Source organism: Aerococcus agrisoli, from assembly GCF_003797145.1.
Classification (GTDB): domain Bacteria; phylum Bacillota; class Bacilli; order Lactobacillales; family Aerococcaceae; genus Aerococcus; species Aerococcus agrisoli.
This window is the reverse complement of the sequence record NZ_RKMG01000005.1, coordinates 34,601-49,295: the sequence shown is the minus strand read 5'-3', so window position 1 is coordinate 49,295 and position 14,695 is coordinate 34,601. Positions and strand designations below refer to the sequence as shown.

Below are 14,695 nucleotides of genomic sequence, written 5' to 3'. Positions count from 1 at the left end.
TACGGACTGAAAGTGACGGTCCTTAGCCGTGAAAAAGCATGAAATCGAGACTTTGGCTCGATTTCAAACCGGGAGACCGTGGCTCCTGGTGGTGCCACGGCACTCAAGGAACGTTAGCTGTAAGGACGAAAGTCCACAAGTTTATATTTTTGTTTCAAAGTATATACGGGTTTATACAAAAGATTTGAAAAGGAGGGTGCCTAATGTTTGTACCATTACATGTAAATTCCGCCTATTCCTTATTAACAAGTCCAATGTCTGTAGAGGCCTATGTCACTGCAGGTAAACAAATGGGCTATACCCATCTAGGGCTAGCGGATGTCAACGTAATGTCAGGCGCGCTTGCCTTCATTCGTGCCTGTCAAAAACAGGATATCCAACCCTTAGTTGGGTTAACCGTTCAAATTCAAGTAGACCATATGACGGAAGAAATGGTCATTTTTGCAAAAAACTACCAAGGCTATCAAGATTTGATGGCCCTTTCGTCGTATCTAAAATTAACCGAGGATCCAAGTAAACAGGCAGTCTACGAACAAATCGTAGCCCATGCGAATGATTGGATCCTCGTTTTTGCTGCAGTCAATGGCATGCACATGCGCTATTTGAAAATGGACAATGGTAGTATTGATAACCGCCAACTGCTTTCTGACTTGGCTTGGTGGCGTGCTCAGATTGGACAAGGACAACTATATCTAGGACTATCGGCCATCGAAAATGAGCGATTCCACGAAAAAGCTGTGCTCGATTTGGCAAAAACAGCAGACATACCTGTGTTGGCCATGCCACAGATTCAATATTTACATGCAGATGATTTTTTCACCCAAAAAGTTTTAGGGGCTATTGCTGAAAACCAACAGTTAACAGAAATCGCTAGCCTACAACAAATGCGGGGACAACATTATCTGCGGACCAATGATGCTTGGGCGACTTTATACCAAGAAACTACCTTACAAGCGGCTTGGCAGAATCTGGATAAAGTGGTGACGGACATTGATTTTCATATGCCAGAAGCGACCACTTTGCTACCTAAATTTGTGATTCCTGAAGATTTTCCAGATACGCAATCTTATTTAAAATCACTGGCACAAGCAGGACTTGAAGCAAGGGTAGCCAATTTTGGTCCAAACTATCAAGAACGTTTGGATTACGAATTAGGTGTCATCCATGATATGGGCTTCGATGACTATTTCCTAATTGTTTGGGACGTGATGAATTACGCGCACCAACATGGGATTCAAACTGGTCCAGGTCGTGGGTCAGCGGCAGGGGCTTTAGTAGCCTATGTCCTAAAAATTACGGATGTTGATCCTATTGCTAATGACTTGCTATTTGAACGTTTTTTAAATCCAGAACGTCAGAACATGCCCGATATCGATTTGGATTTTCCGGACGATAAGCGCCAAGATGTATTAAATTATGTCTACCGTAAATATGGGGCGAATCACGTGGCACAAATTGCGACTTTTGGTACGTTTGGTGCCCGACAAGCTTTGAGAAATGTGGGTTCTGTCTTTGGTAAGGCACAGGTCACACTGTCAGAATGGGCCAATACCGTTGGGAATAATCCCAATATTCCATCTGAAAATCTGGCCGAAGTGTATGACAAATCGCCAAAATTAAAAGAATTAATTGCAAATGAAGATAAAGGTCAATTATGGTTTGATACTGCACGCAAGTTAGAGGGGTTACCACGTCATGTGTCAACCCATGCGGCGGGAGTGGTCATTTCAGACCAACCTTTAACCCTACATACGCCCCTGCAAACATCATCAACGCATATTCCAAACACCCAATATACAATGGGGGATGTGGAAGCTGTCGGTTTGTTAAAAGTCGATTTCTTGAGTTTATCCAACTTAACTATTTTGCATGATGCGCTTCAAGCAATTCATAAACTAACTGGCCAAAAACTGGATGCCTTAAATATTCCACTTGATGATGACAAAACCTATGCCTTATTCCGTAAAGCGGATACTAATGGGGTCTTCCAATTTGAATCAGATGGGATTAAAAATGTGTTGAAGCAAGTGGCTCCGACTACAATCGATGATATCGTAGCGGTCAATGCGCTCTTTAGACCAGGTCCCGTCCAACAAATTCCACATTTCGTGGCACGGAAGCACGGGCGCGAACCAATCGTATACCCGCATCCTGATTTAGCCAGTATTTTGGCACCTACATACGGCATCATGGTATACCAGGAACAAGTTATGCAGGTAACCCAAAAAATTGCTGGATTTAGTTTGGGTGAAGCCGATATTTTACGGCGGGCCATTGGGAAAAAGAAACGTGAAACGATTGATACCATGCGTCAAGAGTTCGTCCAAGGGGCTGTGGCGCAAGGGTATCAAGAGGCTGTAGCGATTCAAATTTATGATTATATCGAAGCTTTTGCCAATTATGGTTTCAACAAATCGCATTCATTTGCCTATTCTTACCTGGCTTATCAGTTAGCATGGATTAAGGCCAATTATCCAGTTGCATTTTACTTTGGTAACTTAAAACATACACGGATCTATGATAAGAAAGGGAAGAATTTAATCCTTGAAGCGAAGAGCCATGGCGTAACGGTCATCAATCCAGATATTCAGACTTCCTACTATGGTTTGAGTGTGGTGGATGCTCACCAGTTACGGTTGGGTTTAGGCGATATACGAGGGATTCCAAAACGAGCGATTGAAGAAATTATTGAAAGCCGCGAAATTGATGGTCCGTTTAAAGATTTTAATGATTTTATTCAGCGTTTAGGCAAGTTATCTTTGAAAGAGGATATCTTAATTAAATTAGCCCAAGCTGGCGCCTTAGACTCTTTTGGATACAATCGCCGCACCTTGGAACTTGAAGCAATACCCAAAATGATTACGCATGAACAGCTCTTTCATAAAGACCAACAATTACAAACGTCCTTGTTGGGTGATGATGATTTATCGACGATGTTTGCACCAAAAATTGACAAAATCGATGAATTTGACCAACACACGCTGATTGAAAATGAAATGGCTACCTTAGGCCAAGCATTATCAATCAATCTTTTTGAAGATTTTGAGCAATTTTATCAATCAGGGACGATTGAATATATTGAGAATTTAAAGGCCAATGAGAAAATCTATTTTATTGGCGAGGTGGTGTCGGTTAAACGTATTACGACCAAGAAAAATCAGCCCATGGCCTTTGTCACAATCGAAGACCAAACAGGGCAGGTTTCTGTAACAGCCTTTCCTGAGCCTTATATTGCTTATGCGAAGCATTTGAATCAAGGACATACCTTGTTAGTGTTTGGCCAAACTCAAATGCGTAATGAGGAACTGCAAGTTGTGTTGACCAAGGCATGGCCTTTGGATGAACAAACGCAAGCATATTTAACGAAATTAGCGCAGCAAACGACACCGAAACAAGCAAGTGGGGTTGCAAATCACCCAGATTCGACAGCAGCGGCAAGCAAAACTTGCTATATTCGTGTCAAGGATAAACAAAAAGCAAGTGACTTGAAGGGCGAACTATTGTCTGTGATCAGTCACCATCCTGGCCATGTACGCATGCATTTTACCATCCAAGACAGCCAGGAAAACTACTGGCTAGCGCCAAAGTACGCGATTGATGGTAGCAAGGAGGCGATTGACTACCTTGTGAGGGTCTATGGACCTGAAAATGTGGTGGTCAAATAATGGGTCAGGACATGTACAATATTGCACAAAATAAGAAAACGTAAGACATTAGGCGCGAATAATGGTAGAATAACACTGTAAATAAATTAATTGAGGTGGAAATATGGGAAAACGTATAGGAGTTTTAACTAGTGGTGGAGACGCTCCTGGTATGAACGCTGCTATTAGAGCGGTTGTCCGTAAAGCAATTCATGATGGAGACGAAGTATTTGGTATTCGTTATGGTTACCGTGGCTTAGCCGAAGGTGATATCTTCCAAATGGAAGAACGCGATGTAAGTGATTTAACTGCTCGTGGTGGTACGATGCTGTATACAGCTCGTTATCCTGAATTCAAGGATGCTGAGGGTCGCCAACCTGCAATTGATCAATTGAAAAAACACGGTATCGACTCATTAGTTGTTATCGGTGGAGACGGTTCTTACCGTGGTGCTGCTGCATTAGCTGCAGAAGGTATTCAAACAGTTGGTATTCCAGGTACTATTGATAATGATATCCCTGGTACTGAATATACAATTGGTTTCGACACTGCATGTAATACTGCCCTAGAAGCAATCGATAAAATTCGTGATACAGCGACAAGTCACTTACGTACTTTCATCATTGAAGTAATGGGACGTAATGCTGGTGATATCGCAGTTTGGACTGGTATCGGTTCAGGTGCGGAACAAATCATCATCCCAGAAGCTGATTTCAATATGGACGAAATTGTTGCCAACATTGAAAACGGCCGTAAACGCGGTAAAAAACATTCTATCATCGTTTTAGCTGAAGGTGTAATGGAAGGGCATGAATTTGCTGATAAATTATACGAATATGACGACTATCATGCACGTGTTACTGTTTTAGGTCACGTACAACGTGGTGGTGCGCCAACAGCTCGTGACCGTGTTTTAGCAGCATTATTTGGTTACAAAGCAGTTGAATTAATTCACGAAGGCGCTGCCGGCGTATGCGTTGGTATGATGGGTGAAAAAATCGTTGCTACAGATATCAATGAAGCCCTAGAATCAAAAGGTCATTCTCATGACAACCAAGTTAAGCTATATAACATTAACACTGAAATTTCATTTTAATTTTTTCTAAGACAAGAAAGGATGCATTAATCATTATGGAAAAAAACACCAAGATTGTATGTACCATCGGACCAGCATCAGAATCAGTAGAAACATTGGTAAAACTTATTGAGTCAGGTATGAACGTAGCACGTTTAAACTTCTCTCATGGTGACCATGAAGAACATTTAGCACGAATCAAAAACATTCGTGAAGCTTCAAAAATTACAGGACGTCGCGTAGCTATCTTATTAGATACAAAAGGTCCTGAAATTCGTACAAACAACATGAAAGATCATAAAGCTGTAACTTTAGAAAAAGGTTCTGAAGTTCGCGTAGCTATGCATGAAGTTGAAGGGGATGCATCAAAATTCTCTATCACTTACACTGAATTAATCAATGATGTTGCTGAAGGTTCTCATATCTTGATCGATGATGGTTTGGTTGATTTATTAGTAACTGCTATTGATACTGAAAATAACGAAATCGTTACTGAAGTTCAAAACACAGGGATCATCAAAGACAAAAAAGGTGTTAACGTTCCAGGTGTATCAATCCAATTACCTGGTATCACTGAAAAAGATGCAAACGACATCCGTTTCGGTCTAGAAAATGATATCGACTACATCGCAGCTTCATTTGTTCGTAAAGCTAGCGACGTTTTAGAAATTCGTGAAATTTTAGAAGAAACTGGTAACGAAAGCGTACAAATCATCCCTAAAATCGAAAGCCAAGAAGGTGTAGATAACTTAGCTGAAATTTTATCTGTATCTGACGGTTTAATGGTTGCTCGTGGTGACTTAGGGGTAGAAATCCCAGCTGAACAAGTACCAATCGTTCAAAAAGACATGATTCGTCAATGTAATCTAGCTGGTAAACCAGTTATTACTGCGACTCAAATGTTAGACTCTATGCAACGTAACCCACGTCCAACACGTGCAGAAGCATCTGACGTTGCCAATGCTATCATCGATGGTACTGACGCAATCATGCTTTCTGGTGAAACTGCTGCCGGTGACTACCCAGTAGAAGCAGTTCAAACAATGAACCGTATCGCTTTAGTAACTGAAGCACAAGCTTTATCAAAAACTAAAATTGGCGACCTTAAACGTGACGACACTGATATGGCAGAAGCAATCAGCCAATCTGTAGCTTATACTGCTCGTAGCTTACAAGTTTCTACAATCGTAGCTGCAACTGAATCAGGTCACACTGCTAAAATGATTTCTAAATACCGTCCAGATGCTAAAATTATCGCCTTAACTTTCTCTGAAAGCCAAGCACGTAAATTAGTATTAGCATGGGGTGTTGAACCATTTGTTGTTGAAAAACCAGCTTCAACAGATGAAATGATGTCATTAGCAGGTACTGTTGCCAAAGATTCAGGTTACGCTAAAGATGGTGACTTAATCATTATCTCAGCTGGTGTACCAGTTGGTGAAAAAGGTACTACAAACTTAATGAAGATCCAAGTAATTGGTGAAAAATTAGTTTCTGGTACTGGTATCGGTGAAAAATCTGTTGTTGGACATGCAGTAATCGCTACTGATGCAGCAACTGCTAACGCTAACGTAAAACCTAACTCAGTATTAGTTGTAAACAATACTGATAATGACTACAACGACGCAATTAAAACTGCTGCCGCTGTTATCGTTGAAAAAGGTGGTTTAACTAGCCATGCAGCTGTATTAGGTATCGAAAATGGTGTACCAGTTATCGTTGGTGCAACTGACGCTACTTCAACAATTAAAGATGGTCAATTAGTAACAGTTGATGCTCGTCGTGGTATTGTTTACGCTGGCGCAACAACAACTATCTAATTTGCCTTGCTTCATCGACACAATTTGAATATTCAGACATTTGAGAAAAGGTGGTTGGACCGATGCGTCCAATCACCTTTTTTATGTTTTTTTCATTATTTTCTAATTATTTTGTAAATATAATTGCCCCATTCACAATTTAAGGATAAAATGATACAGAGACTAAAGAAATTAGGGGGAAACAGTACATGTTACGTTTCATTACTGCTGGAGAATCACATGGTCCATTAGAGACTGCAATCATTGAGGGTGTCCCAGCCAACTTACCAATTGATATTGAAAAAATTAACGAGAACCTTGCACGTCGTCAAATGGGTTATGGTGCAGGTAACCGAATGAAAATTGAACGTGACGAGGTGCGCATCACATCGGGTGTCCGTCATGGTAAAACATTAGGTTCACCAATCACTTTAATCGTAGAAAACCGCGACTTTAAAAAGTGGACGGAAATCATGAATGCTGAAGACGTTGAAGATGGTATCAAAAAACGTCGTACGGTTCATCATCCACGTCCAGGTCACGCCGACTTAGTTGGTGGGATTAAATACCATTTCAAAGACTTACGTAACGTGCTTGAACGTTCATCTGCACGTGAAACAACCATGCGTGTAGCTGTAGGTTCAATTGCTGAACAATTATTAGAAGGTCTTGGAATCAAAGTTATTGCTTACGTGAAAGCCTTAGGTGGCGTTGAAGGTAAAGTTGAAGGCTTAGATTTACCATATGATGAATTACGTCAAAAAACGGATGAATCTGAATTGAAAATGATTGATCCTTCAATTGATGAAGAAATCAAAGCTAAAATTGACCAAGCGAAAAAAGATGGTACTACACTTGGTGGGGTTATCGAAGTTATCGCTAAAAATGTGCCGGCTGGTTTAGGCTCATATACACACTGGGATAAAAAATTGGATGCTAAATTAGTAGGTGCTATGGTTTCTATTAATGCCTTCAAAGCAGCTGAAATTGGTGATGGTGTGGAAGTGGCTCGTCGTTTTGGTAACGAATTAATGGATGAGATTGCATACTCTGAAGCTGATGGTTTCTACCGTCTAAGCAACCATATGGGTGGTTTAGAAGGTGGTATGACGACAGGTATGCCAATTATCGTTCGTGGATACAAAAAACCAATTCCAACGCAATACCATCCATTACAATCAGTTGATATTTACAGCAAAGAACCATATAAAGCATCAATTGAACGTTCAGATATCACGGCTGTACCACGTGCAGCAATCATCGGTGAAACAGTTATTGCAATGGAATTAGCGCAAGCAATTCTTGAAAAATTCCCACATGATGACTACAACGAATTAATTAAAGCAGTGGATGCTTACCGTGAATACGCGAAAAACCCTGATATGTGGCAAACAGAAGGAGAGTAATTATCCATGAAAGAACTATTAACGAATGCCAATCGCATTCAAGGCGAAATTGTGATTCCGGGAGATAAATCAATTTCTCACCGTTCAATCATGTTCGCTGCGATTGCACATGGTACAAGTAAGATTACTGGTTTCTTGCATGCAGAAGATTGTATCTCAACCATGAATATTTTCCGTGCTTTAGGTGTACAAATTGATGAACTAGAAGACGGTTCAGTGATTGTGCATGGTAAAGGAATTGAAGGATTACAAGCACCAAGCGAAGCGTTAGATGCAGGTAACTCTGGTACAACGATGCGATTATTAGCAGGTTTGTTCTCAGGCTTTCCATTTAAATTGAAGATGATTGGTGATGCATCATTGTCTAAACGACCAATGAACCGTGTCATGATTCCATTGCGCCAAATGGGTGCGTCTATTTCTGGATCTGAAGGTAGCGAGTTTGCACCTTTATATATTCAACCAGTAGATCACTTAAATGCCATTGAATATGATATGCCTGTTGCTTCAGCTCAAGTAAAATCATCTATCTTATTAGCTGGGTTAACAGCTAAAGGGACCACAATTATTCATGAAAAAGAAAAATCTAGAGACCACACTGAACGTATGTTACGTCAATTTGGCGTAAATATTGAAGTAGATGATAAAGATATTTCACTTGAAGGTGGTCAAACACTAACTGCCAGCGATGTGAAAGTACCAGCTGATATTTCTTCAGCCGCATTCTTTATCGTGGCAGCCTTATTGGTGAAAGACAGTCAATTACGTATGCCGAATGTGGGCTTAAATCCAACACGTGCTGGTATCATTGAAGTCCTAAAAAATATGGGTGCATTCATTGAAACTGAATACAATGAAACTGGTCTAAGTGCAGACTTAACCGTTCAATCAAGTGATTTAAAAGGAACTGAATTTGGTGGGGATATTATCCCAACATTAATCGATGAGATTCCAATTATCGCTTTAGCGGCAACACAAGCCGAAGGCACAACGATTATTCGTGATGCACAAGAATTGAAGGTTAAAGAAACAGACCGTATTCAAGTAACAGCGCAAGAATTAAATAAAATGGGTGCCAATATCATTGAAACAGAAGACGGTATGATTATCACTGGGCCGACACCGCTACACGCTGCGGATGTGGACAGTCACGGTGACCACCGTATTGGTATGATGTTGCAAATTGCAGCCTTGCTAGTTGAAGAAGGTACTGTGAATTTAGCAGATGCAGAAGCTGTAAACATTTCATTCCCAAGCTTCTTTGATGATTTAGCAAGTATTGTAGATTAGTAAGGTGTTTCATAGGGAGGTTTTGAGAAAATGCCAATTATTTTAACAGGCTTTATGGGTGTTGGAAAAACCACCGTTGGACGTACCTTGGCTGAAGATTTAGCTGTACCTTTTGTGGATATGGATACTTATATTGAAGAACAAGAGGGCAAATCTATTTCAGATATATTTGCCGAAGGTGGGGAAAGTCTTTTTCGCCAAATCGAATTAGGTGTTTTGAAGAAATTACTGCAAAATCCAGAATTGGAAAATGCAGTCATTTCTACTGGTGGTGGTGTCGTTGAAACAGCCGAATGCCGTCAATTGTTAAAAGATCAAGATCAAGTATTTTATATGCAAGATGTGTTTGAAACTTCTTGGCGTCGTATTAGTCGTCACAATCCGGCCAAAGCGCAACGTCCTTTAGTAAAAGTGAATACACGCAAGGACATGCTAGCCAAATATAACCGACGCATTCCTTTATATTTAGAATCAGCTACCCACACGTTAGACGTGCAACAATCAAATGCATATCAAACAGCAAAAACGATACAAAGATATCTGTAAAATCAGAAAGTTAATCGCATTAGGACATGTGCCTGGTGGGGTTAACTTTCTTTTTGTTTACCTTTAGCTTGAAATAACGTATAATCAATTGTTTATGACGTATAAGCTGCGGCCAAGTATTCATTAAATATGATACAATAACAAAAGAAACAAAGCCTTAAAGGAGATAGAATATGAGCGTAGAACTAGGAACTGTGACAAGTGCATTGGTGATTGACCAAAATGATAAATATTATTCAGTTCAAAAAGAAGGTATTACATACCAATTAGACAAAACGGAAGGTGAGCATGAAATCGGTGATGCTGTCCTTGGTTTTATTTATGAAAACATGAAACATAATAAAATGATGACGACCAAATTACCGGATGTACGTCAAGGGCGTTATGGTTGGTCAACAGTGACTATGGTTCGTAAAGACCTAGGTGTGTTTGTTGATATCGGTTTGCCGGATAAAGAAATCGTTATTTCATTGGATGATCTACCAAGTGAAAAACACTTGTGGCCTAAGAAAGACGACCGTTTATTGATTCGTCTAGAAGTAGATGCAAAAGATCGTGTTTGGGGTAAATTAGCGGATGACTCAATCTTCCAACAAATTACCAATAAACTATCACCACAATCTAAATCTTGGACCAACCAAGAAGTGAAGGGTACTGTTTACCACGCTAAAATCGTTGGTACCTATGTCATTACAGATGACTACTTCTTAGCTTTCATTCATGAAAGTGAACGTTTGGAAGAACCACGTTTAGGTCAAGAAGTTACAGGTCGTGTCATCGGTATCGGTCAAAATGGTAACTTGAATATTTCATTAAAACCATTAGCATATACAGTGATTTCTGAAGATGCGCAAATGATTTTAGCCTTATTGGAACGTCAAGATAATCATTTCTTGCCATACCATGACAAATCAAATCCGGACGATATTCGTAGCTATTTTGGTATCTCAAAAGCGCAATTCAAACGTGCAGTGGGTAACTTGTTAAAAAACAAACAAATCGAACAAGTTGATGGCGGCATCAAACTGAAATAAAACGAACCTAAAGATTAAAGAAGGGGTAAGTATGAAGCTAGCAGTAGCGATTGAAGATTTCTTAAATACCATGCGCGTGGAAGAGGGTTTGGCCGAAAACTCAATTATTTCCTATAAACAAGAACTGCAACGCATGTCCGTTTATCTGGAACGCCAAAACATTGAGAACATCCAACAAATCAACCAGGATAGTATTTTAGAACATCTCAAATGGATGCATGAAGAGAACCTAGCCACATCGACTAGATCGCATTACGTGTCCACCTTACGCCATTTCTTCCGTTATCTAAAACTCGATGGGGAAATTAAGGATAATCCTATGGAAAAAATATCCTTGCCGAAAAAGACACAGCACTTGCCATCTGTCTTAACCCTTGAAGAAGTCGACCGTCTACTGTCAACGCCTGATATCGCTAAGCCACTTGGCTTGCGTGATCGAACCTTGCTGGAAACCTTATATTCAACCGGCATGCGTGTATCCGAAATCATTCATATCCAATTAACGGATATTCATTTAGATATGGGCTTTATCCAAACCATTGGTAAAGGGAATAAGGAACGCATCGTCCCAATAGGGGAAGTAGCCGAAGAATGGATACAACGATATATCCAAGAAGGTCGACCAAAATTAGTCAAAGATGAAGTAGCAACCCAAAATTTTCTATTCGTGAATAATCACGGCAAACCTTTGTCGAGACAGGGTGTATGGAAGAATTTGAAGAAGCTGGTTATGCTGGCCAATATCAATAAAGATATTAGTCCCCATACCTTGCGCCACTCATTTGCCACCCATTTACTGGAAAATGGCGCAGACTTACGTGTAGTTCAAGAATTACTTGGTCATTCAGACATTTCTACAACCCAAATTTATACGCACATTCATGCACAGCATATGAAAGATATTTATTCTAAGGCACATCCACGTGCATAGCCAAAAAGGCTTCCTGAACAAAAACAGGAAGTCCTTTTTTGTATTGACTATATAACTTTATGTATATAATTTCTATACTTTTAAATGCAGTTATGTTACATTGGTCTTGAAAACGATGTCATCAAGTATTTCACCTAAATACTTAGGTTTATGGGAGGGACGCACATGCTACAAGTAGAACATCTACGCAAGACCTTTGGCAACAAAGTAGCTGTAGACGATGTAAGCTTTGAAATTCAGCCAGGTACCATTTTAGGTATTGTGGGGCAAAATGGTTCAGGTAAGACGACCATTTTTCGAATGATCCTGAATTTTTTAACACCTGAAAATAATGGGCGCGTAATGTGGCAAAATGAGCCAATGCATATGAAAACTGTCTATAACACAGTAGGCTATTTACCTGAAGAGCGTGGTTTATATGAAAAGATGACCATTGAGCAACAAATTATGTATTTTGCTCGTTTACGTGGGATGAAAAAGGCCGATGTAAATGCCAAAATCGATGAATGGATGGACAAATTCAATGTAAAAGGGAATCGAAAAGATAAGATTAAAACCTTATCCAAAGGGAACCAACAAAAGGTGCAATTGATAGCAACCTTAATTCATGAACCAGTCTTAGTGATTTTGGATGAGCCATTCTCTGGGTTGGACCCGGTGAACGCAGAATATTTAATGCAAGGCATTTTGGAGCTTCGAGACAAAGGGTCATGTATTATTTTCTCAAGTCATAATATGTCTAACGTTCAATCTATTTGCGACACGGTCATCATGATTGATAATGGGCAGCAAAAATTATATGGCACCATCGAGGATGTCCGTAATTCCTATGGTAAAACGCGCTTATTTGTGAAGGCCGATGGTTGGGACGCAGATAAACTTGTTGCCCTAGAAGGTGTAGATGCCGTAACAGAAGTGACAGCTGGCGAATATAAATTGATTTTAGCCGATGAGTCATTTGGTAAAAATTTATTCAACACCATTTCCCAAGGTCAATATATTCAAGAATTTAGCCAACAACCGCCAACGTTAGATGAAATCTTTAAAATGGAAGCAGGTGGCAAACATGAACAATAGTCATATTGGGATTATTATAGAAGAAGTTTACAAAAAGAATGTGAAATCATGGTCCTTTATTATTTTGCTATTGAGTCCGATTATTCTAGGTGTTGTCGTCATTGCAATATCCGCGATTATCGGTTCAGCGACAGCGTCTGAAAGTATTGGTAAAGTGGCTATTGTTGGTGCGAACGAACAAACGGTCCAAACAATTGAAAGCTACAATCAGGATGCCAACGAATTAACCTATGTAGCGGATGAAAGTCAGGCAGAAGATGCACTGACGAATGGTGAAATTGATGGCTACTTAGCAATTGATGAGAGTGATCCAAGCAACATTCAAGCAACATTTTTCCGTGATGCCAGTGGGAAAAATGTATCAATCACTCCCTTTCAAGACGCTTTAAAAGCTGTTCAAACAACCAACCGAGCAGCTGATATGGGCTTAACTGAAGAACAAGCACAGTCCTTGGTTACGTCGACAGTAGCCATCGAAACGACCGCACTCAACTTTGAAAAAGGGACGAGTGAAAGTAGCCAAGATATTAATGCCCTTGTTCGTCAAGGCGCAGCTTATATCACGTCCTTTGTTGTCTTTATGTTCGTAGCCAACTATATTTCAATCATTTCCCAAGAAATTGCGGTCGAAAAAGGGTCTCGTATTATGGAGATTATCCTTTCTTCTATATCAGCAACGGAACATTTTATGGGTAAAATGATAGGGATTTTCTTAGTCCTATTTACGCAGGTGGCATTCTACGCACTTTTAGTCTTGGGCGCTTACCTATATCTAGTCAATGTTGACTTGCCGGCTGATATTCAAGTTTTCTTAGGTGACGAAACGGTGAACAGTTTAATCATGACGTCGATGCCTGTAATTCTTTGGTCATTATTATTTGCCTTCTTGGGTATCGTGACCTATTCGGTATTAGCAGCATTCCTAGGATCACTTGTATCGAATGTGCAAGATGTGAATAAGATGGTCACACCAATTATGATGTTGAGTTTAGCAGGTTTCTATATTGGTATGTTCGGGATGGCATTCTCAAACAATGCCTTTGTAAAAATTTCATCGCATATCCCATTCTTCACACCTTTTGTCATGCCATTCAGAATTTCTGCAGAAACAGTGTCAACGGGCGAATTATGGATAGCAGTAGTTATTTCACTGATTTTCTCTATCCTTTGCCTATGGATTTCGGCGAAATTCTACAAAACAAATGTGCTCACATACTCAGATAAAGGCTTGTTTGGTACCTTGAAACAATCATGGCGCTTGCAACAAAGTGAACGAACAAGTGGCGATGCAAAATAGTTTAGATGATTGTTCTCGTTGAAAGGAGTTAGGTTTCATAAACCTAGCTTCTTTTTTTACAAAAAATGATTCAAATTGATAACTTTAATTTATGAATTCTTTGTGAAAACTTTAGAAAAAATTGCCATGCTTGTCGATGTATGCTAATGTACTGTTACGAATACTTTGTTATTGCAGTAATTGAAGGAGGCAAAACATGCTAGTGCCTTACATAGGAAAATACGAGAAAGTCGTAATGGGCCTGCTATCCTATATTCCTGAATTTAAGGAATTTTCTGAATTAAAAGCAGAAATGGATAGAATACATAAACAAGAACGAAAAATTTATTTATGGAAAGACGCAGAAAGCGACAATGTAATTGGTTTAGTGGGTTTTGACCAACATGACGATACAGATACAATTGTAGTCCGTTATTTATCCATTAATCCCTCATTCCGTGAAGAAGGACGCACCTACGATATATTGACGGCTCTGAAAAAAGAGTATCCTGTATATACGTTGACAGGCGTTATTAGCTTATCTGGATTGCTTTCTAAATGGGCCAAACATCGCCAAGAGCAAACAGTGAAAGATTCAATTTCCGGTGAATAGGGAG

At 39.7% G+C, this 14,695-nt stretch carries 11 protein-coding genes; all 11 read left to right on the top strand.

Annotated elements, in window-relative coordinates:
• Positions 1–203: 203 nt before the first annotated feature.
• The 11 genes from dnaE to EF384_RS02530 all read left to right on the top strand — a co-directional run bounded on the left by dnaE (position 204) and on the right by EF384_RS02530 (position 14,691).
• On the top strand, positions 204–3,665 hold the full coding sequence (gene dnaE / locus EF384_RS02580; RefSeq protein ID WP_123779431.1) for a DNA polymerase III subunit alpha: 3,462 nt from the start codon (positions 204–206) through the stop codon (positions 3,663–3,665).
• Positions 3,666–3,768: 103 nt separating this feature from the next.
• Entirely contained in the window at positions 3,769–4,740 is a 972-nt protein-coding gene (gene pfkA / locus EF384_RS02575) for a 6-phosphofructokinase (protein WP_123779430.1), read from the top strand.
• Between the two features lie 35 nt (positions 4,741–4,775).
• A complete protein-coding gene (pyk, locus tag EF384_RS02570) occupies positions 4,776–6,539 on the top strand; it encodes a pyruvate kinase (protein WP_123779429.1) in 1,764 nt (587 codons plus the stop codon).
• A 188-nt stretch (positions 6,540–6,727) separates the two neighbouring features.
• The gene (gene aroC, locus EF384_RS02565) at positions 6,728–7,924 is read left to right on the top strand and encodes a chorismate synthase (RefSeq protein WP_123779428.1); all 1,197 of its coding nucleotides are present in this window, start codon (positions 6,728–6,730) and stop codon (positions 7,922–7,924) included.
• A 6-nt stretch (positions 7,925–7,930) separates the two neighbouring features.
• Complete coding sequence (gene aroA / locus EF384_RS02560) at positions 7,931–9,214, top strand: 3-phosphoshikimate 1-carboxyvinyltransferase (protein WP_123779427.1); 1,284 nt, start codon at positions 7,931–7,933, stop codon at positions 9,212–9,214.
• Positions 9,215–9,244: 30 nt separating this feature from the next.
• Complete coding sequence (locus EF384_RS02555) at positions 9,245–9,760, top strand: shikimate kinase (protein ID WP_123779426.1); 516 nt, start codon at positions 9,245–9,247, stop codon at positions 9,758–9,760.
• A gap of 173 nt (positions 9,761–9,933) precedes the next feature.
• Entirely contained in the window at positions 9,934–10,794 is an 861-nt protein-coding gene (locus tag EF384_RS02550; RefSeq protein ID WP_123779425.1) for a CvfB family protein, read from the top strand.
• 31 nt (positions 10,795–10,825) lie between these two features.
• A complete protein-coding gene (gene xerD, locus EF384_RS02545; RefSeq protein WP_123779424.1) occupies positions 10,826–11,725 on the top strand; it encodes a site-specific tyrosine recombinase XerD in 900 nt (299 codons plus the stop codon).
• A 165-nt stretch (positions 11,726–11,890) separates the two neighbouring features.
• A complete protein-coding gene (locus EF384_RS02540; protein ID WP_123779423.1) occupies positions 11,891–12,802 on the top strand; it encodes an ABC transporter ATP-binding protein in 912 nt (303 codons plus the stop codon).
• Positions 12,792–14,099 carry an ABC transporter permease gene (locus tag EF384_RS02535; RefSeq protein WP_123779422.1) on the top strand — a complete coding sequence of 436 codons (1,308 nt, stop codon included), beginning with the start codon at positions 12,792–12,794 and terminating at the stop codon, positions 14,097–14,099. Before EF384_RS02540 ends, EF384_RS02535 begins: the two co-directional genes overlap by 11 nt.
• A gap of 196 nt (positions 14,100–14,295) precedes the next feature.
• Positions 14,296–14,691: a reductase gene (locus tag EF384_RS02530; RefSeq protein ID WP_123779421.1), complete on the top strand. Its 396-nt coding sequence runs from the start codon at positions 14,296–14,298 to the stop codon at positions 14,689–14,691.
• Positions 14,692–14,695: the final 4 nt, after the last annotated feature.